General features: G+C 74.0%; 17 protein-coding genes. 4 read left to right on the forward strand and 13 right to left on the reverse strand.

What is annotated here, in order from left to right:
* Nucleotides 1-28 precede the first annotated feature (28 nt).
* The 4 genes from ACQP0T_RS15310 to mdlC form a co-directional block, all read right to left on the reverse strand.
* Nucleotides 29-733, reverse strand: a complete 705-nt coding sequence (locus ACQP0T_RS15310; RefSeq protein WP_433868675.1) for a response regulator — start codon at nucleotides 731-733, stop codon at nucleotides 29-31.
* Between the two features lie 618 nt (nucleotides 734-1,351).
* Nucleotides 1,352-2,812, reverse strand: coding sequence for a benzaldehyde dehydrogenase (locus ACQP0T_RS15315; protein WP_433868676.1), 1,461 nt, complete (start codon nucleotides 2,810-2,812; stop codon nucleotides 1,352-1,354).
* An 83-nt stretch (nucleotides 2,813-2,895) separates the two neighbouring features.
* Nucleotides 2,896-4,230, reverse strand: a complete 1,335-nt coding sequence (locus tag ACQP0T_RS15320) for an MFS transporter (RefSeq protein WP_433868677.1) — start codon at nucleotides 4,228-4,230, stop codon at nucleotides 2,896-2,898.
* A 24-nt stretch (nucleotides 4,231-4,254) separates the two neighbouring features.
* Nucleotides 4,255-5,847 (reverse strand): benzoylformate decarboxylase, encoded by a 1,593-nt coding sequence (gene mdlC / locus ACQP0T_RS15325; protein WP_433868678.1) that lies wholly within the window; start codon nucleotides 5,845-5,847, stop codon nucleotides 4,255-4,257.
* Nucleotides 5,848-5,964: 117 nt separating this feature from the next.
* Here mdlC and ACQP0T_RS15330 point away from each other — a divergent pair, with 117 nt between their 5' ends.
* Together ACQP0T_RS15330 and ACQP0T_RS15335 are read left to right on the forward strand one after the other, a co-directional pair.
* Nucleotides 5,965-6,861: a LysR family transcriptional regulator gene (locus tag ACQP0T_RS15330; RefSeq protein WP_433868679.1), complete on the forward strand. Its 897-nt coding sequence runs from the start codon at nucleotides 5,965-5,967 to the stop codon at nucleotides 6,859-6,861.
* A gap of 85 nt (nucleotides 6,862-6,946) precedes the next feature.
* Entirely contained in the window at nucleotides 6,947-7,312 is a 366-nt protein-coding gene (locus tag ACQP0T_RS15335) for a VOC family protein (protein WP_433868680.1), read from the forward strand.
* Between the two features lie 106 nt (nucleotides 7,313-7,418).
* On the opposite strand, the gene ACQP0T_RS15340 is transcribed toward ACQP0T_RS15335, so the two are convergent.
* Both ACQP0T_RS15340 and ACQP0T_RS15345 read right to left on the reverse strand, forming a co-directional pair.
* Nucleotides 7,419-9,218, reverse strand: coding sequence for a TIM barrel protein (locus tag ACQP0T_RS15340; RefSeq protein WP_433868681.1), 1,800 nt, complete (start codon nucleotides 9,216-9,218; stop codon nucleotides 7,419-7,421).
* Entirely contained in the window at nucleotides 9,205-10,089 is an 885-nt protein-coding gene (locus ACQP0T_RS15345; RefSeq protein WP_433868682.1) for a shikimate dehydrogenase, read from the reverse strand. Before ACQP0T_RS15345 ends, ACQP0T_RS15340 begins: the two co-directional genes overlap by 14 nt.
* Before the next feature lie 118 nt (nucleotides 10,090-10,207).
* Here ACQP0T_RS15345 and ACQP0T_RS15350 point away from each other — a divergent pair, with 118 nt between their 5' ends.
* Nucleotides 10,208-10,858 carry a TetR/AcrR family transcriptional regulator gene (locus ACQP0T_RS15350; protein ID WP_433868683.1) on the forward strand — a complete coding sequence of 217 codons (651 nt, stop codon included), beginning with the start codon at nucleotides 10,208-10,210 and terminating at the stop codon, nucleotides 10,856-10,858.
* A 141-nt stretch (nucleotides 10,859-10,999) separates the two neighbouring features.
* On the forward strand, nucleotides 11,000-12,337 hold the full coding sequence (locus tag ACQP0T_RS15355; RefSeq protein WP_433868684.1) for an MFS transporter: 1,338 nt from the start codon (nucleotides 11,000-11,002) through the stop codon (nucleotides 12,335-12,337).
* 93 nt (nucleotides 12,338-12,430) lie between these two features.
* Here the strand turns inward: ACQP0T_RS15355 and ACQP0T_RS15360 are convergent, their stop codons facing one another.
* The 7 genes from ACQP0T_RS15360 to ACQP0T_RS15390 form a co-directional block, all read right to left on the reverse strand.
* Nucleotides 12,431-12,901: a hypothetical protein gene (locus ACQP0T_RS15360; RefSeq protein WP_433868685.1), complete on the reverse strand. Its 471-nt coding sequence runs from the start codon at nucleotides 12,899-12,901 to the stop codon at nucleotides 12,431-12,433.
* Nucleotides 12,902-13,021: 120 nt separating this feature from the next.
* Complete coding sequence (locus tag ACQP0T_RS15365; RefSeq protein WP_433868686.1) at nucleotides 13,022-13,969, reverse strand: sporulation protein; 948 nt, start codon at nucleotides 13,967-13,969, stop codon at nucleotides 13,022-13,024.
* Between the two features lie 162 nt (nucleotides 13,970-14,131).
* A complete protein-coding gene (locus ACQP0T_RS15370) occupies nucleotides 14,132-15,244 on the reverse strand; it encodes an NAD(P)-dependent alcohol dehydrogenase (RefSeq protein ID WP_433868687.1) in 1,113 nt (370 codons plus the stop codon).
* A 100-nt stretch (nucleotides 15,245-15,344) separates the two neighbouring features.
* A complete protein-coding gene (locus ACQP0T_RS15375; RefSeq protein ID WP_433868688.1) occupies nucleotides 15,345-16,916 on the reverse strand; it encodes an N-acyl-D-amino-acid deacylase family protein in 1,572 nt (523 codons plus the stop codon).
* A 54-nt stretch (nucleotides 16,917-16,970) separates the two neighbouring features.
* Entirely contained in the window at nucleotides 16,971-18,089 is a 1,119-nt protein-coding gene (gene menC, locus ACQP0T_RS15380) for an o-succinylbenzoate synthase (protein ID WP_433868689.1), read from the reverse strand.
* A complete protein-coding gene (locus tag ACQP0T_RS15385) occupies nucleotides 18,086-18,754 on the reverse strand; it encodes a MurR/RpiR family transcriptional regulator (RefSeq protein ID WP_433868690.1) in 669 nt (222 codons plus the stop codon). Before ACQP0T_RS15385 ends, menC begins: the two co-directional genes overlap by 4 nt.
* A complete protein-coding gene (locus ACQP0T_RS15390; RefSeq protein ID WP_433868691.1) occupies nucleotides 18,751-19,509 on the reverse strand; it encodes a hypothetical protein in 759 nt (252 codons plus the stop codon). Before ACQP0T_RS15390 ends, ACQP0T_RS15385 begins: the two co-directional genes overlap by 4 nt.
* Between the last annotated feature and the right edge of the window lie 64 nt (nucleotides 19,510-19,573).

The following is a 19,573-nucleotide window of genomic DNA, read 5'->3' on the forward strand; positions in this document are numbered from 1 at the left end:
CCGCGGTCCCCGCACCGCCGGGACGCACTCAGACCTCGCCGCGGTCGAGCAGCACCACGCCCGTCTCGAAGGCCCGGACCACGAGCTGCACCCGGTCCCGCAGGCCCCACTTGGCCAGCACCGTGGAGACGTGGGTCTTGACCGTGGTCTCCGACAGGTGCAGCTGCGCGGCGATCTCGGCGTTGCTGCGCCCGCGGGCCACCAGCGCGACCACCTCGCGCTGCCGGGCGGAGAGCTCGTCGACGGGCGGATCGGGACGGGCAGTCGGCACCGGGACGCCCTGGCCGGCCGCCAGCCGGACGAACTCCTCGGTCACCCGGCCGGTGATGCTGGGGTCCAGCACCGTCTTCCCCGCGTGCAGCGCCCGCACCGCCGTGACCAGCGCCTCGGGTTCGATGTCCTTGAGCACGAAGCCGCGGGCCCCGGCGCGGAGGCTCTCGAAGACGTACTCGTCGAGGTCGAAGGTGGTGACCACCAGGATCCGCACCGCATCGCCGAACAGCTCCACCAGCCGGCGGACCGCCTCGATGCCGCCGAGGCCGGGCATCCGCACGTCCATCAGCATCACGTCGGGGCGCAACCGCTGCGCCTCCCGCACCGCTGCGGCGCCGTCGCCCGCCTCCCCGACCACGACGACGTCCGGTGCGGCGTCGAGCACCGCGCGCAGGCCGCGGCGCACCACGACCTGGTCGTCGACGATCAACACCCGGATGGCCACTCTGGTTCCCCCCACCGCCGCGCTCCGTCCCGATCGCCGCAGGACCCGCGCCGGAGCTGTTCCCCCACCGCTCGGCGAAGCCGATCGACAAGATCGGAACAACCGAGGAGGCTAGCGATCCGCGGAGCGCGACGACAAGGTTCCGGACGGGCGAACGGCCCGCGGACCTGCTGTTCCGCGACGTGCGTGCGTGATTTTCGCCCTGTGGAGTGACGCTCGCCGGACGCGCGGTCCCGTTTCCGGGCACGGTCCGACCACCCCGTCGGATCGCGAGCCGGGGCCGGCCGGGTGATCAGCCGCGGAACACGGGTGAGGCCGCCTCCGGGCCGTCAAGGCACCGGGGGATCGTGCCGACGGCCAGGGCAGGTGCCGCGAACCAGGAGCGGCACCGCCTACGCCGAGGAGGCAGGACCGTGGACGAGACCACCCCTTACACCGCGCCGGAGCTGACCGAGGCCGGCGGGTTCTTCACCGACACGCTCGGCGCCTTCGGCGCGCATTACGACAACAGCATCCTCTTCAACTTGTGATCCGTCGCGGCCCGGCCCTCCCCGGGAGGGCCGGGCCGCCCGGTCGTCGAGCCGGTGGGCACCCGCGGCGAGGCGGGGGCTGAGCGGGACGGGACCGAGGAGCTCAGAACGGGTAGCGCTCGATCGATCCTTGGAGGGTCACCCACTGCGTCTCGGTGAACGACTCGAGGTTGGCCGCCGCGGTGCCGATCCGGCCGCCGTTGCCGGAGTCCTTCACCCCGCCGAACGGGATGTGCGGCATGTCCCCGACGGTCTGGTCGTTGATGTGCACCAGTCCGCTGGGGATCCGCTGAGCGACTGCCCAGGCCCGCATCGCGTCGGCGCCGAGCACGCTCAGCGACAGCCCGTACTCGGTGTCGGCGGCGATCTCGACGGCTTCGTCCACCGTGGAGTACCGGATCACCGGCGCCACCGGGCCGAACACCTCCTCGCGGAACGCCGGGGTCTGCCGGGTGACGCCGTCGAGGACGGTGGGCCGGTAGAACAGGTCCTCGAAGCCGCCCCCGGCCGCCACCCGGGCGCCGGACTCGACGCTCTCGGTGACCAGCCGGTGGACGTTGTCGCGCTGCTTGGCGTCGATGATCGGCCCGAGGGCGACCTGCTCGGTGTGCGGGTCGCCGACGGCCATGCCCTCGGCCTTCGCCGCCAGCTTGGCCACGTACTCGTCAGCGATCGACTCGTGCACCAGGTGCCTGCCCGCCGCCATGCAGATCTGGCCCTGGTGCAGGAAAGCGCCCCAGGCAGCGGCCGAGACGGCGGCGTCGAGGTCGGCGTCGGGCAGCACGATCACCGCGTTGTTGCCGCCCAGCTCCAGGTGGGCGCGCTTGAGGTGGGTCGCGGCGGCTTCGCCGACCTTGCGGCCCGCGCCGGTGGAACCGGTGAACGCGATGACCCGGGTGTGCCGGTCGGCCACCAGCGCCGCGCCCGCGTCGGCGCCACCGGGCAGCACCTGGAAGGCACCGCTGGGCACCCCCGCCGCCTCGAAGATCGCGGCCAGCACCGCGCCGCCGCACACGGCCGTGCGGGAATCGGGCTTGAGCACCACGGAGTTGCCCAGCGCCAGCGCCGGAGCGACCGCGCGGATCGACAGGATCAGGGGGAAGTTGAACGGCGCGATCACCCCGACCACGCCGGCCGGGACCCGGCGGCTGAAGCTCAGCTTGCCCTCGGCCGAGGGCAGCAGGTCACCGCTGCCGTGCGAGGGCAGCGCGGCGGCCTCGTAGCACTCCCCGGCCGCCGTGCGCACCTCCAGCTCGGCCTTGGGCCGGATCGACCCGGCCTCCCGCACCAGCCAGTCGCGGATCTCCTCGGCGTGCTCCTCGAAGAGCCGCCCCGCGCGGCGCAGCACCGCCGCGCGTTCGTCGAAGGGCGCGGCCGCCCACTCCCGCTGCGCCGCGGCGGCGCTCGCGCACGCGGCCGCGACGTCCTCGGACGTCGCGGCGCCCACAGTGCCCAGCGACCGCCCGGTGGCCGGTTCGGTCACCTCCACGGGTGCGCCCCCGGCTTCGCTCCACCGGCCGGTGAACACCTTCTTCTCCCAGATGGCGGGATCGAGCAATGCCATGTCGAGCTTTCCCCTCGCTTCGTCCTCAGCGCCTGCCCGCGACCCGCTCCGCGAAGCGGCGCGGCGGATTCCCGCGCAGGCTTTCAGTTCGCCGCCACCTCGGCGGCGGGCGGGGACGCCGGGAGCCGGAACTTCCGCCGGGCCACGACGGCCACCGCGATGGCGCCGACCACCCCGGGCACCGCGACCGCGATGAAGTTCTGCTGGAAGGGCAGCTCCAAGGCGAGCAGCGCGCCGCCCAGCGTCGGACCGCCGATCGCACCGATGCGACCCACGCCCGCGGCCCAACCCACGCCGGTGGAGCGGACCCCGGCGGGGTAGAATTCCACGGCGAAGGCGTGGATGATCGCCAGCGCGCCGACGGTCGCCGCACCCGCCACGAACAGCAGCGCGTTGAGCACCGCGGCGTTCGGTTCGAACGAGAGCCCGACCAGCGACACCGCCGCCGCCCCGAAGTACATCACCAGGGTGCCGCGATAGTTCCACCGGTCCGCCAGCCAGCCGCCGAACACCGCCCCGACCATGCCGCCGAGGTTGAGCACCACGAGGTTCCACAGCGCCGAGCCCAGCGGGTAGCCCGCGGTCTGCATCAGCTCCGGCAGCCAGGTGTTGAGCCCGTAGCTGAGCAGCATGCACATCGCGAAGAAGACCCAGATCAGCGCGTTGTTGAGCACGTTGCCCCTGGCGAACAACCGGCGCAGCGGCGCCTTGCCCGCGGCGGCCTTCGGCTCGACCACGACATCGGTGTGGTCGCCGTGCGGATCGATGCGGCGCAGCACCGCCAGCAGCCGGGCCCGGTCGCCGCGGGCCGCCAGGTGCTCGGGCGATTCCGGCAGGTAGCGCAGCAGCACCGGGACCAGCAGCAGCGGCAGTCCCGCCAGGACGAACACGCCGCGCCAGGTCCACACCGGTTCCGCGTAGATCGCGAACACGGCCGCGCCGATGCCGCCGACCGAGTAGAACGACGAGACCAGCGTCACGAACAGCGCCCGCGAGTTCTTGGGCGCGAACTCGCCCGCCATCGCGTTGAAGTTCGGCACCAGGGCGCCGAGCGCGACGCCGACGACGAACCGCAGCGCCCCGAGCTGCCCCGGTCCGGTGGTGAACGCGCAGCCCAGCGCCGCCAGGCTGGCCACCGCGACGCAGCTGATCATCACCGGCCGCCTGCCGAACCGGTCGGCCAGCGGCGCCACGCCCATGCCGCCGACGAGCATCCCGACCAGCGCCATCGAGCCGAGCGTCCCGGCGGTCACCGGGTCCATGCCCCACTCGTCCATCAGGTGCGCGATGACGGTGCCGTAGGACACCATGTCGTAGCCGTCGACGATCATGAGCAGGGAGCACAGGCCGAGCACCCGGAAGTGGAATCCGTTGAGCCGGGCGCCGCCGACCACGGACGTGACGGTCCGCTGGGACATGGTTCCTCCGCTGCCGTGGGGGGATCAGGGTTCGGTGAGTTCGGTCTCGACCTCGATGAGCACCGGTCGCCGCTGGTCGAGGGCGCGGGTGAACGCGGCGGTGAAGTCCGCGGTGGTGCGCACCGAGGTCGCGTCCACGCCGTAGCCGCGGGCGATCCCGGCGAAGTCGATGCCGGGCACGTCCATCCCCGGGGTGCCGACCGCGTCGAGCACCCCGGCGAACCAGCGCAGCGCACCGTAGGTGCCGTTCTTCAGCACCACGAAGATCACCGGCACCTGCTGCTGCGCGGCCGTCCACAGCGCGGTGATCCCGTAGTTCGCCGAGCCGTCGCCGATCAGCCCGATCACCCGCCGACCGGTGCCCAGCTCGTCGTGCGCGAGCTGCGCGCCGACCGCCGCGGGCAGCCCGAAGCCCAGCCCGCCGGAGGCGGGGAAGAAGTAGCTGCCCGGCAGCCGCAGGTCCACCTGCCGCCAGAAGTCGCCGGTCGTCGCGGTCGACTCCTTGACGTAGACGGCGTCGTGCGGGGCGTGCTCGCGCAGCGCCGCGAACAGCGCGGCCGGGTCCACCGGCGAGCCGTCGCGCACCGGCGGCGGTTCCGGCAACGGGTCGGGAGCGCGGCGGGCGCCGCCCGGTGCGGCGCCGAGCCGGGCCAGCGCGTCGGCGACCGAGCACACCAGCGCCTCCCCCATCGGCGCCCGCGCCGCCTCCCCCGGATCCCCGGTCAGGTGCAGCAGCCGGGCACCGTCCGGGAGGTGCTCGCCGGGCACGAACTGGTGGTAGCGGAACACCGGCGCCCCGACCACCAGGATCAGGTCGTGCCCGCGCAGGGCCTCGGTGACGCCCCGCACGGCGGCGGGCAGCACGCCCCGGAAGGCCGGGTGGCGGGTCGGGAACGGGCAGCGCGACGGCGACGGGGCGATCCAGACCGGGGCGCCCAGCCGTTCGGCCAGCCGCACCGCGTCGTCGTTGGCGCGTTCGGCGTCCACCTCGGGGCCCAGCACCAGCACCGGGTTCGCCGCGCCGTCGAGGTCGGCGAGCAGCTCCTCGCACTGCTCGGCGGTCAGCGCACCCGCTGCCGCGGTGCGGCGGGCGAGCAGGTGCCGGGCCTCCGGCGGCGCCTCGTGCGCCCAGTCGTCGTAGGGCACGGAGACGTAGACGGGGCCCTTGGCGGGCAGTTCGGCGAGGTGCAGCGCCTGGCTGAGGGCGCGCGGGACGTCCTGGGCGCTGGCGGGCTCGCAGCTCCACTTCACCAGCGGTCGGGGCAGCGTCGCCGCCTCCACGTTGGCCAGCATGACCTCCTGGCCGATCGTGGACCTGACCTGCTGACCGGCCGTGATCACCAGCGGGCTGTGCGAGTACACCGAGTTGGTCAGCGCGCCCAGCGCGTTGCCGGTGCCCGCCGCCGCGTGCAGGTTGACCAGCGCCGGACGCCCGGAGGCCTGGGCGTAGCCGTCGGCCATCGCCAGCACGGCGCCCTCGTGCAGACCGAGCACGTACCGGAAGTCCGCGGGCATCCCGGCCAGGAACGGCAGCTCGTTCGAACCGGGGTTGCCGAACAGGGTGGTCAGCCCGCGCGCCCGCAACAGCTCGTAGGTCACGTCCCGCACATCGGCCATCAGGCCCGCCTCCGTCAGCGTCGTCGGTGGAGTGGTGCCTGTCACCCTAGGTAGGGCGGCCGCATGGTCCTAATGAATGCTGTTGATCCGCCCATAGACCGGGCTTATCCTCGCTGCGTGGCGGAGGTGGACCTGAACCTGCTGAAGACCTTCGTGCTGCTCTACGAGACCCGCAGCGTCACCCGCACCGCGGAGGCGCTGGTGCTCACCCAGCCGTCGGTCAGCCATGCGCTGCGCCGGCTGCGGCGGCAGTTCCACGACGAGCTGTTCGTCCGCTCGCCGCGCGGCCTGGAACCGACCGGGACGGCCGACCGGATGTACCCGCGGCTGCACCAGGCGCTCGAGGTCATCGCCGAGACCGTGGCCGACGTCGCCGAATTCGACCCGGCGACCTCGGACCGGACGTTCCGGATCCGCGCCACCGACCTCGGCGAGATCAGCCTGCTGCCCGCGATCCTGTCCCAGCTGGAGCGCCGGGCGCCGGGCTGCTCGGTCGAGGTCCAGCAGCTCGACGTGGCGGGGGCGGCGCGGGCGCTGCGCGAAGGCGCCGCCGACGCGGTGATCTGCACGCCGCGCATCGACGCACCGGACCTGCGCCGCGACCCGCTGTTCCAGGAGCACTACGTCGGGCTGTGCGCCACCGGGCACCCGCGGATCGGCGACCGCCCGGCGCTGGCCGACTACCTCGCCGAGCGGCACATCGCGGTGCACGCCGCGGCCGGGCACGTCGACGCCGACGAGGAGCTGCGGCGGCGCGGCCACCACCGCGACGTGGCGGTGCGGGTGCCGCACTTCTCGGTGCTGCCGGAACTGCTGGCCCGGACCCACCACCTGTCCGCGGTGCCCAGCCGGGTCGCGGGCCTGTTCACCCGCTCCTCCGCGGTGCGGACCTTCGCCCTGCCGCTGGGCATCCCGGACGTGGAGGTGGCCCTCTACACCTACCGGCGCGCGCTGCCCGCACCCGGGGTGGACTGGTTTCGCGAGCGGATCCGGGAAGCGCTGCGGGACCGGTGAGCGGACCGGGACCATCGGCCCGGGCGCACCGACCGCCGCCGACGCACGGTGGGGACGAGGACACCCCGCGCATCGAGGAGCCATCATGGGACGACCAGTGGTCCACTTCGAGATCGTCGGCCAGGACCAGCAGCGGCTGACCGACTACTACTCGCGGCTGTTCGGCTGGGACGTCGACGCCGACAACCCGATGAACTACGGCATCGTGCCCCGCGAGGGCAACACCGCCGAGGACGGGACCGGGATCGGCGGCGGCATCGCCGCGGGCCCGTCCGACTACCCCGGCCACGTCACCTTCTACGTCGGCGTCCCCGACGTAGAAGCCGCGCTGGCCCGCGCCGAAGAGCTCGGCGGCCGTCGGACGATGGGCCCCGAACAGGTCAGCGACGAGATCGAGATCGGCATGTTCGCCGACCCGGAAGGTCACCAGGTCGGCGTAGTCCGGGTGTGACGCCACCCGCACCGCCACGCAGGCCATTGGCGAAAGCGGTCCTTGCTCGGGCGAGGGTGGCCCTCGTTCACGGCACGTTCGGGTGGTGGCGACGTCGGCCGGGCGTTCAGCCCCGGTGCCTGCGGTGGGCCGCCATCCGCACCGGCGCGTTGGCCACGCCGAATCCGCGGTAGCCGTCGACGCGCTGGACCAGCTCGAAGTACACCCGGCCACCGAGCAGCCGGGTGAACACGTGCAGCAGGGCACCGGCGTCGTCGCGGTCGTAGAGCACCGAGTTCTCGCGCAGCTCGGCGAGGAGCTCCGGGGCCAGCCCGAACCGGGCGTCGAGGTCGTCGTAGTAGTTGTCCGGGATCGGCAGCACCGGGGCTCCGCGGCGGCGCAGGGCCCGCGCGGCGGCCACCGCGTCGTCCACGGCGAAGGCCACGTGCTGCGGGTGCGGCACCGCGGGCGCCCACCGGCCCCGGCGGACCAGCGCGCCGTCGAGGGTGAGCCGGACGGCTCCGCTCCGGTCCTGCACGCTGCGGCTGCGCACCATGCCGAACGGCGCGGCGTACTCCACCAGCGCGCCCGGCCGGAGCCCGAGCACGGAGCGGTAGAACAGCGCCGCCTCGTCGAAGTGATCGAACGGCTGGGTCAGGGCGACGTGGTCGATGCCGCTGATCCCGATGCCCTCGCCCTCCTCCGCCGCCGCCTGGAAGTCCTGCGTCCAGCCGCCGCCGTCCTCGGTGCGGCAGAAGAACACCGCGGTGCCGTCCGGGGCGGCCACCGAGGACAGGCCCGCCTCGTCGGCGCCCCGTTCGCGGGGCAGGATCGGCGCCAGCATGGACCCGGCGCGCTCGGCCGAGCGCGCGGGGTCGGCGGTGTCCACGCCCAGCGCGGCGATGGCCGCCTCCGCCGCGGGGGCGGCGTTGAGCAGCACCCGCGCCTCGCCCTGCTGCCACAGCTCGACGGGTTTGCTCCGGTGCCGACCGGTCCTGGCGAAGCCCAGCGCGGCCAGCGCCTCGGCGAACTCCGGGGCGCCCGCCGTGGCCAGCTCGGCGAAGGCGTAGCCGGTGAGCTCCGGTGCGGGGGCGATCCCGGTCCCGCCGAGTTGCTCCTCCAGCAGGTGCAGGGACCGCCGCGCGTCGATCGCCGCCGGACCGGGGTCGGCCTGCCGGAAGACGTCGTTGAACACCTCCAGCGACAGCGGACCGGTGTACCCGGTGTCGAGCACGGCGGCGGTGAAGGCGGGCAGGTCGAACGAGCCCTGCCCGGGGAACAGCCGGTGGTGCCTGCTCCACTGGAGCACGTCCATGTCCAGCTCGGGGGCGTCGGCGAGCTGGAGGAAGAACAGCTTGTCGGCCGGGATGGTGCGGATCAGCGCCGGATCACCGCCCCGGGACAGCACGTGGAAGCTGTCCAGGCACAGACCCAGCGCCGGGTGGTCGGCGCGGCGCACGATCCGCCAGGAGTGCTCGTAGGCGTTGACGAAGCGCCCCCAGGCCAGGGCTTCGTAGGCGACGCGCATCCCGCGCGCGGCGGCGCGCTCGGCCAGGGCTCGGAGCTGTTCGGCGGCGAGTTCGTCGTCGTCCACGGCGTCCGGCGAGACCGTCGAGCACACCAGCACGGTCGTCGCGCCGAGGCGTTCCATCACGTCGAACTTGCGCTCGGCGCGGCGCAGGTTGTCGGCCAGCACGTCCGGCGGGACCGCTTCGAAGTCGCGGAACGGCTGGTAGAGGTCGATCCCCAGGCCCAGCTCGGCGCACCGCTCGCGCACCTGCTCCGGGAACATCGCCGAGGCGATCAGGTCGTTCTCGAACAGCTCCACCCCGTCGAACCCGGCCGCCGCGGCGGCGGTCAGCTTGTCCTCCAGCGTGCCGGACAGGCAGACGGTGGCGATCACCCTGCGGTGGTCATGCGCGCGCACCGGCACCTCCCGCGACCGGGTCGACGAGCTCGGCGAAGTGCCGCAGCATCCGCTCGGCGTCGGGACGGACCCCGGTGAACAGCTCCAGCGCGTCCGCCGCCTGGAACACCGCCATGCCCCCGCCGGGCAGCACCCGGCAGCCGCGCTCGTGCGCGGCCTCGACCAGCTCGGTACGCAGCGGGCGGTAGACGACGTCGGCGACCCACAGGTCCGGGCGCAGCAGCTCGGCGGGCAGCGGCAGGCCGGGGTGCTCGGCCATCCCGGTGGGGGTGGCGTGCACCAGCCCGTCCGCGGCGGCGACCGCGGCGGTCAGCTCGGTCCCGGCGGTGACCCGGTCGTCGCCGAACCGGGAGCGCAGCCCGTCGGCCAGCGCGGCGGACCGGTCCGCGTCGACGTCGACGACGGTCAGCTCGGCGGCGCCGAGGGACAGCAACGCGTGGGCGACCGCCGATCCGGCACCGCCCGCGCCGAGGAGCACGAGCCGGTCCAACGGCGCGCCGGGCAGGCCGCGCGTGAGGCTGCGGGAGAAGCCGGACCAGTCGGTGTTGTGCCCGATCGCGCGTCCCGGTTCGAACACGACCGTGTTCACCGAACCGAGGGCGGCGGCGTCCGGGGACAGCTCGTCGAGGTGCTCGACCACGAGCTGTTTGCACGGGTGCGTGATGTTGAGCCCGCGGTACCCGGCGGCCCGCGCTTCGGCGAGCAGGTCCCCGACCTCATCCGGCGCGCTGCCCAGCTCGTCGAGGTCCCACCGGGTGTAGCGGTAGGCCAGGCCGAGCTCGGCGGCTTCGCGCTCGTGCAGCGGCGGGCTCAGCGAGGGACCGATGCCCGATCCCACCAGCCCGATGAGGTAGCTGTCCGCAGCGTCCACGTCTCTCCCGGGGGTAATGTACGAAACGGTGAGTTAATTGTAGGCCGCAGTCGCGGATCCGCAAGGAGCCGCTGCACTACAGTGTCCCCACCGCGGAGCCGAGCACAGGGAGACCACCGTGGCCGCACCGACCTCCGACGCAGGTCCCGACCGCAAGCGCGACGCCGAACGCACCCGGGCGGAGATCCTGGACGTGGCCATCCGGGAATTCGCGGACAAGGGCTACGCCGGGGCGCGGGTGGACGAGATCGCCGCCCGCACCAGCACCACCAAGCGGATGATCTACTACTACTTCGGCGGCAAGGAGCAGCTCTACCTCGCCGCGCTGGAGAACGCCTACGCGGTGATCCGAGAGGTCGAGCGCGGCCTGGACCTCGACGAGCTGGAGCCGGTGGCCGCGATCCGGCGGCTGGCCGAGGCCACCTTCGACCACCACGAGTCGCACCCCGACTTCCTGCGCCTGGTGAGCATCGAGAACATCCACCACGCCGAACACCTGGCGAAGTCCGAAGCGCTCCCGGGCCTGGCCGGTCCCGCCCTGGAGGTGCTCAGCGGCGTGCTCGAACGCGGCCGGACGGCGGGGCTGTTCCGCGCCGACGTCGACGCCCTGGACGTGCACATGGTGATCAGCGCGTTCTGCGTGTTCCGCACGGCCAACCGGCACACCTTCCTGGCGATCTTCGGCCGCGACATGCTCGCCGCCCGGGACCGCGAGCACTACCGAACCATGCTGGGCGATCTGGTCGTCGCGCACTTGACCGCGCGTTGACCCGCGACCGCGCGGCCGGCGAAGCGCCTGCGAAATGAGTGTTGACAGCGGGGGTTCCCACCCGCAGCCTCTAGAGGACTAACTAGGTGGTTCATTAGCACCGGGTCGGGCGAAGGTGCACGATTTCCTGGAGGCACATCGGTGACGCAGCGATCGAACGCCACCGCGCAGCCGCGCCGCACGGCGCTGGCGGCGTGGGTCGGCAGCGCCCTGGAGTACTACGACTTCTTCATCTACGGGACGGCTGCCGCGCTGGTCTTCAACGACCTCTTCTTCCCGGAGGCCTCCCCCGCCACCGGAACCCTGCTGGCGCTGGCCAGCTTCGGCGTCGGCTACCTGGCGCGGCCGGTGGGCGCCTTCGTGCTGGGCCACGTCGGCGACACCCTGGGCCGCAAACGGGTGCTGGTGTTCACCGTGCTGCTGATGGGCCTGTCCACGGTGCTCGTCGGCTGCCTGCCCACCTACGACCAGGTGGGGGTGCTGGCACCGGTGCTGCTGGTGGTGCTCCGGCTGCTCCAGGGATTCTCGGCGGCGGGCGAGCAGGCGGGGGCGAACTCGATGTCGCTGGAGCACGCCCCGGAGCGCCGCCGCGCCTACTACACGAGCTTCACGCTCAGCGGCACCCAGGCCGGGCAGATCCTGGCCACCGCCGTGTTCCTGCCGGTGGCGGCGCTGCCGGAGGAGCACCTGATGACCTGGGGCTGGCGGGTCCCGTTCTGGCTCAGCGCCTTCGTGGTCATCGCCGGGCTGGTCATCCGGCGCACACTGGACGAGACCCCGGTGTTCGAGCGCGAGGTCGCCGCCACCTCCACCGAGCGGTCCGGGATCCCGCTGGCCGCCCTGTTCCGGGACCACTGGGCCGACGTGCTGCGCATCGTGGTGGCCTCGCTGATCTCCGGCGTGCAGACGATCTTCACGGTCTACGCGCTGAGCTTCGCGGTGAACGAAGTCGGGCTGGAGCGGACCCCGATCCTGTGGGTCGGGGTGCTGGCCAACGCGGTCGCGCTGGCCGCCATCCCGCTGTGGGCGTCGCTGGCCGACCGGATCGGCCGCAAGCCGGTGTTCCTCGGCGGCTCGGCGGGCTGCGCGGTGCTCATGTTCGCGTACCTGTGGGCCGTCTCGGCCGGGCAGTACGCGCTGATCTTCAGCATCGGCATCCTGCTGTTCGGCATCGTCTACAGCGCGACGAACGGGATCTGGCCCGCCTTCTACGGCGAGATGTTCAGCACCCGGGTCCGGCTGTCCGGCATGGCGATCGGCACCCAGATCGGGTTCGCCCTGGCCGGGTTCGCGCCGAGCATCGCCGCCGCGCTCGGCTCCGGCGCCGGCGGCTGGATCAACGTCGCGGTGTTCACCGCCGTGCTCTGCGCGCTGAACATGATCGCGGTGGCCTCGGGCCGGGAAACCGCCCGGGTGCCCACCGCCGACCTCGGCCGGACCCGCTCGGACGCACCGGCGCAGACCCCGGCCGCGACCTGAGCCGACCGGCCGGGAGCACCCGGCGGTGAGCCGCTGGGGCCCGGAACGGACGAGGGGCACCTTCCGCGCGGAAGGTGCCCCTCGTTCGTCGGGTCAGCGGGCGCGCGTGCCCGGGCGCTGCCCGCCACCGCGCGGCGGGCGCTGGCCGCCCGCCGGAGGCCCGGAGGCCCGCCGGGGCGCCCCCGGCTGCGGGCGCTGCGGCGCGCCCGGCTGGCGCTGCTGGCGCGTCGGCGGGGCCTGGGCCGGGCGGGACCGGCTCTCGCGCGCCGGGTCCCGCTCCACCCGGCGCGGCGGTCCGTCGAGGTCGAGGTCGAACTCGTCGTCCTCGTCGCGCGACCGCTGGCCGCCCCGGCGGCGCTTGCGCGGCGTGCGGCTGTTCAGCACGCCGTCGAAGGCCAGCAGCACGACGGCGGCACCGATCAGCAGAACGCTCAGCACCGGCACCCCGCCGATGAGCGAGAGCAACCCGAGCACCAGCATCAGCCCCGAGGGAACCCAGCAGAACCGGTCGATCCGGGTGAAGAACGCAGCAACGGGATTTCGCCGGTCCGCGTCACGTGCCATCGCGATACTCGCTTCCACTCTGTCCAGAGGCGGGTTGACGCGACACAACCTAACCGGAACGGATGACGGCGGTATCCGCCACCCGCCTCGCCGCACCGCGCGGCACGGTCCCGGCCCGCGTCAGCCCTCTTCCTCCTCGCCTTCGAAGACCTCCTCGACGGCCTCGCCGATGAGCATCCCACCGACGATGCCCGCGCCGGCACCGAGCGCGGCGCCCGCGACCATCCCGCCCATGCCGGGGCCGCGGTGCCCGTCGTGGCCGTGGTGGCCGTGGTGGTCGCCGAACATCCCGCCCCGGCGCTGCGCGACCTGCTCGAGCCAGTCGGCGACCAGTCGGGTCCAGTCGGCCTCCAGCGCGTCCTGGTGGCTGAACTCGTAGCGGCCGAACACGTCCTGCCCGGAGCTGAGGAACCCGCCGCGCTTGTCCGCCTCCAGCACGACGGTGAGCCCCTCGGCCCCCGCCACGAAGGTCAGCTCCACCTCGTTGATCCGCCCGGCGTACTGCTCGGGCGGGAAGAACTCGATCTCCTGGAAGAACGGGAGCCGCTGGGCGACGCCGTGCAGCACGCCGTGCTCCAGGTCGGCGCCCTTGAACTGGAAGCCGAGCTCGCCGAAGGCGTCCAGCACCCGCTGCTGGGCGGGCAGCGGCTCGACCAGCAGCGGGTCCAGATCACCCTTGTCCACCGCCTTGGCCACCGCGAGCTCGGTGCGCACGCCCAGCGCCATGCCGGGCATCGGCTGGCCGAACACCGCGGTCACCGGCGTCTCCCACGGCACCGCCAGCTCGAACGGCAGCACCCGCGATTCCGAGGCGGCCAGCTCCAGCCGCCCGGAGACGTCGACCTGGTGGAACTCCACGCCCGCCGAACCCTCGCGGTCGCCGTGCTCGGTCTCGACGCAGGTCACCAGTCCCAGCGCGACCCGCTCGATGACGACGTCCTGGCTGCCGCCCTCGATCCGCACCTCACCGGTCACCGTCCCACCCGGCCGGACGTGGTCCTGGTGCAGCACGGTGTCCACCGAGGGCCCGCCGATGCCGAACGCGCCGAGGAGTTTCTTGAAGACCATGGCCGGTCCGTTTCCTTCCGCCGTGGTGGCGCCGCGCGGCGCCGGGGTCGCGGTGACCACCGCAGCGGATGATCACCCGTGTGCATTTCGTCAACGGAAGAGCGGTTCGTTCGGTTCCGGCCCCGGAACATCCGACCGGGTGATCGACGCAACACCCGCCGATCAGCCGAGCCGCAGCACGGGTTTGAGCACCTGCCCGGTGGCGGCGTCCTCGGCCGCCGCGTCTATCCGGTCGGCGGAGTAGGTCCGGACCATCCCGTCGTAGGGCAGCCGACCGCTGCGGTGCTGGCGCACCAGCGCGGGCAAGAACGCCTCCGGGTCGCTGTCGCCTTCCGTGATGCCGCGGATCCGCCGCCCGTTGAGCAGGAAGTTCACGTCGAAGGTCCCGTCGGTGCCGACCGGCGGGGCGCCCACCACCCCGACCTCTCCCCCGACCGCGAGGGAGTCGACCGCCCAGCGCAGCAGCGCGGGCACCCCGCTGCACTCCACCGCGCGGTCCACGCCCCGGCCGCCGGTGAGCTCCCCCAGCCGCGCCAGCGGGTCCTGCTCACCGGTGTCGATGGTCTCGGTGGCGCCCATCCGGCGGGCGAGGTCGAGCCGGGCGGCGTGCTGGTCGATCGCCACGATCTCCCCCGCCTGGGTCAGCGCCGCGCCGAGCACCGCCGAGAGCCCGACCGCCCCGGCGCCGAAGACCGCGACCACGGCACCGCCGCCGGGCCGCAGCTCGTTGAGGATCGCCCCGACCCCGGTCTGGATCCCGCAGCCCAGCGGCGCCAGCAGGGCGAGCTCCTCGTCGTCGCGCACGTCGACCGGGACGACGCTGCGCTCGTCGACGACCGTGCGGCGGGCGAACGAGGACTGGCCGAAGAAGCGCCCACCCAAGGGCTGGCCCCCGGCGTCGCGGAACGGGGTGCTGCCGTCCGGCCGGGCGGCGTCGAAGTTGCGCGGGATGAACGTGGCGCAGTAGGCGGGATGGCCGGACCGGCACCACCGGCAGCGCCCGCACGAGCTGAACGTCAGCAGCACTGCGTCGCCCTCCCGGACTCGGGTGACCTCGGCACCGACGGACTCCACCACCCCGGCGCCCTCGTGCCCGAGCACGGCGGGCAGCCGGGTGTGCAGCAGCCCGTCGCGGGTGGCGAGGTCGGTGTGGCAGATGCCGACGGCGACGATTCGGACCAGCACCTCGTCGACCCTGGGCGGCTCGACCTGGACGGTCTCCCAGGTGAAGGTCCCGGCTCCGGGCCGGGCGACCGCCGCCTGCGTCTCGATCACGGTGACCCCCTGCTGCGACGTCCGGGCCCGTCCAGGGTGCGCCCGCCCGGGCGGCGCCGCGACCGCCCCGCCCACGACGAGGCGCGGCCCTCGCCCGCGCTCACCCGGTCAGCACCCGTCCCGCGGTGCGGCCGGTGGGCTCCCCCGCCAGCAGCGCGGGCACCCCGCCGACCAGCACCGCGGTGCACCCGGTGGCGAGCTGCCACGGCTGTTCGTAGGTGGCGCGGTCGACGATCGTGGCCGGGTCGAACACCACGACGTCGGCGACCGCGCCGGGCGCCAGCACGCCCCGGTCGGCGAGCCGGAGGCGGGAGGCGGGCAGCGAGGTCATCTTGCGCACCGCCTCCTCCAGCTCCAGCACCCCGCGCTCGCGCACGTAGCGGCCGAGCACCCGGGCGAACGTGCCGAAGCTGCGCGGGTGCGGTCGCCCCGCACCGCGCTCGGTGAGCGTCCAGCCGTCGCTGGCCACGGAGACCTCCGGGTGCCGCAGCACGGTGTCCACGTCCGCCTCGCTCATGCCGTGGTGGACGATGGTCACCTCGGCGTCGTGCGCGGCCAGCACGCGCAGCGCCGCCTCCGCCGGGTCGGTGCCCTCCGCGCGCCCGATGTCGGCGATCGAGCGGCCGGTGCTGCCCCGGTAGGGCCCGGCGGGCAGGTCGGCCAGCACGATGCCCTCCGGGTCGGCGTCGTGGCCGAAGCTCGCCCGCACCTCCCGCGCGATCCGGTCCCGGGCCGCCGGGTCGGCCAGCCGGGCGAGCAGCGCCGCCCGCCCGCCGGCGAGCGCCCAGGACGGCAACCGGGAGACCAGCGCGGTGCTCGACGCGGCGTACGGGTAGACGTCGGCGGCGACGTCGAGGCCGCGCCCCCGCGCCGCGTCGATCAGGGCCAGCGCCTCGACGACGGCCCCGTGGTTGCCCGGGCCCGTCGCCTTGAGGTGCGAGATCTCCAGCCGGGCGCCGCCAGCCTCGGCCGCCTCGATCGCCTCGCGCACCGCGTCGAGCAGCCCCGAGGACTCGTCGCGCACGTGCGTGGAGTAGAGCAGCCCGGCCCGGGCCGCGGTCGCCACCAGCGCCCCTACCTCGGCGGCGTCGGCGAACACCCCGGGCGCGTAGATCAGCCCGGTGGAGAACCCGACCGCGCCCTGCCTGCCCGCCTCGGCGACCAGCGCGCACATCGCGGCGAGCTCGTCGGCGTCGGGCGCCCGGTCGGCGTCGCCCAGCACCGCGAGCCGGACCGCGTGGTGCCCGACCTGGAGGCCGACGTTGACCGCCGGAGCGGTGCCGTCGAGGGCCCGGCGGAACCCCGCGGCGTCCCGCCAGTTCCAGGACATCCCGGCGTCGCCGAGGATGCTCGCCCGGCGCAGCAGCTCCACGTCGCGCACCGGGAACGGCGAGTGCCCGCAGTTCCCGGTGATCAGCGTGGTCACCCCCTGCCGGATCTGGGTGGTGGCCGCCGGGGCTGCCTGCAGGGTGTAGTCGGCGTGCGAGTGCAGGTCGATGAAGCCGGGCGCCACCACCTGCCCGGCGGCGTCCACGACCGTCCCGCCGGTGAGCGGTCCGGGGCTGATCTCGGCGATCCGGCCGCCGGTGATGCCGACGTCCCGCCGCCGCCGCGGCGCGCCGGTGCCGTCGACGACCTCGCCGCCGGTGATCACGGTGTCGAAGCGGTCCATGCCTCACGTCCTCGCGGGTTTCGGGGACCGGACGGGCGTCCGACCGCGCGAGGTTCAGCCGGCGCGCGTGCGGAAGGTCTGCTCGCCGGCGGCGAGGACGAAGTCGGTGTCGACCTCGACGCCGAGCCCCGGGGCGGTGGGCACGGTGACGACGCCCCGGTCCGCGGTCAGCGGGGGGACGACGACGTCGCGCTCGTAGTACTTGTCCGACGCGGAGACGTCCGAGGGCAGGGTGAACCCGGGCAGGCTGGACAGCGCCACGTTGGCGATCCGGCCGACGCCGAACTCGTGCATCCCGCCGCACCACACCGGCCAGCCCGCATCCCGGGCGAGGTCGTGGGCGGCCACGGCGGTGGTCAGGCCGCCCATCCGGGAGACCTTGATGTTGAGCACCCGGCCCGCCCCGAGGGCGATCGCGGTGCGCAGGTCGTCGAGGGTGTCCACCGATTCGTCCAGGCACACCGGGGTGTCGATGGCAGCCTGCAGCGCGGCCGAGGGCAGCAGCGCGCGGGGCGCGAAGGGCTGCTCGATCATGGTCAGCCCGAAGCGGTCCAGCGCGCGCAGCACGGCCAGGTGGTCCGGGTCGTCGAGGTAGGCCCCGTTGGCGTCGACGTGCAGGTCGAGTTCCGGGAACGCGGCGCGCACCTGCTCGACCGGCTCGACGTCCCAGCCCGGGGCGATCTTGAGCTTCACCCGCGGGTAGCCCGCGTCGACGTGCCGCTGGACCTGCGCCAGCAGGTCGTCGATGGTGGGCTCGATGCCCAGCGACACCCCGGCGACGACGGTGTCCCGGACCCCGCCCAGCGCGCGGGCCAGCGGTTCGCCCCGGCGCCGGGTCCACAGCGCCCACGCGGCCATGTCGACCCCGGCCGCGGCGAACCGGTGGCCGCGGACCTTGCCGTGCAGCGCGGCGACCTCCGAGGGGTGGTCGACCTCGTGGCCGAGGACGGCGGGCAGCAGGTAGCGGGTGGCGATCAACCAGCTCGTGTCGGTGGTGTCCGGCGCGTAGTAGGGATCGCTGCCGGAGGCGATCTCGCCCCAGCCCTCGACGCCGTCGGCGTCGACCAGCCGCACCAGCACGTGCTCCAGGTGGGCCTTGCGGTGCGAGCTGGTCTGGAAGCTGTGCTTGAGCGGCAGCCGGACGCGGTGCAGGGTGGCCTGGTCGATCTTCACGGGAGCTCCGTTCCGGCGTCGTCGAGGTAGGTGCCCAGCGCCCGGGAGAACCGGTCGCGCTCGCCGAGGCGGCGCTGCGCGCCTTTGGCGCTGGCGGTGGTCAGGGTGGCGAGCACGTGGGCCACGGCGGCGATGGCGGTCGGCGAATCCGAATAGGAGGCGCTCTCGGTCTGCACCACGATGAGCACGTCGGCCGCCGCGGCCAGCGGGGCCTGCTCGGAGTCGGTGATCACGACGAGCGCGCCACCGCCGGCGGCGAACTGGCGGGCGGCCTCGACGGTGTCCCGCCGGTAGCGCCGCAACGAGAACACCACGAGCACGTCGCTGGACCGCACCTCGGTGAGCACGTCGATGGCCTGCACGATGCGCCCGTCGATGGTGGTCACGTTGGACAGCGACGCACCGAGGTCGGCGGCCAGCAGGCAGGCGTAGGCGAAGGACTTGCCCATGCCCAGGATGAACCGCCGCCGGGCGCCGACGACCAGCGCGGCGGCCCGTTCCACCGAGCCGTCGCCCACGATCGAGCCCATCGCCGCGTCCAGCGAGCGGACCTCCTGCGCGACGACCCGGTCCTGCAGCGCCGCCGCGGACCGGCGCCGCACCCGCGCGTCGAACCGCTGCCGGGGGCTCTGCAGCGAGTTGTTGGCCTCCTCGGTCCCGCTCATGCCGCGCCCTGCCCGGTGAACCGGTAGACCGCGGTCCCCGGGTCCGCGCGGGTGCAGGAGCGGGCCACCAGGCCGTCGCCGAGGAACCCGTGGAACCCGTCCCGCACGCGGTCGCGCAGCTCGATCCGGTCCGCTTCGCCCAGCCCGTCGAGGTCGGCGGGCACCGCCAGCCAGCCGTCGTCGCCCTCGCGCCAGGTCCGCCCCCACGCCCAGCGGTCCGGCCCCCGTTCCGGGCTCCGGGCGGCGACGGGTTCGGCGCGGCCGTCGAGGTCCCACTCCACGACGACCCGGTCGGAGTCGCCGTCGAGGTAGAAGTCCGCCACGTACCAGCGGCCGACGGCGCCGAGCACGTCGAGGTTGAAGTGCGCGTTGCGGGCGACCAGCGGGTCGTAGGACCAGCGCATCCGGCGGGTCCCGGTGCCCCGGGCGACCTCGGCCTGCGCCTGCTTGAGCAGCCGGCCGAGCCCGCGCCCCTGGTTGCCCGGGGCGACCACGGCGGCCTGCGAGTAGTGGTAGCCGCCGGTGCTGTCGGCGGCGCACATGCCGTAGGCGAAGGCGAGCAGCGCGCCGTCGCGGTCGACGGCGCCGACCACCGATCCGCCGTTGCGCAGCAGGCCGGTCAGCAGCCGCGGGCTGAGGCCGAAGTCCGGATCGCCGTAGCCGAAGACCCGGCGGTACAGCGCGGCGGCCTGCCGCTGCAGCTCCACCGTGTCCAGGTTCCGCAGGACGAAACCGTCACCCTGTCCGCGAGACACCACCTGCTCCTTCCCCGGCCCGCCGGAGACGAATTTGCGTAACGTATGTCGAACACGATGAGCG

This window comes from Saccharopolyspora sp. CA-218241, assembly GCF_050954615.1.
Classification (GTDB): domain Bacteria; phylum Actinomycetota; class Actinomycetes; order Mycobacteriales; family Pseudonocardiaceae; genus Saccharopolyspora; species Saccharopolyspora cebuensis.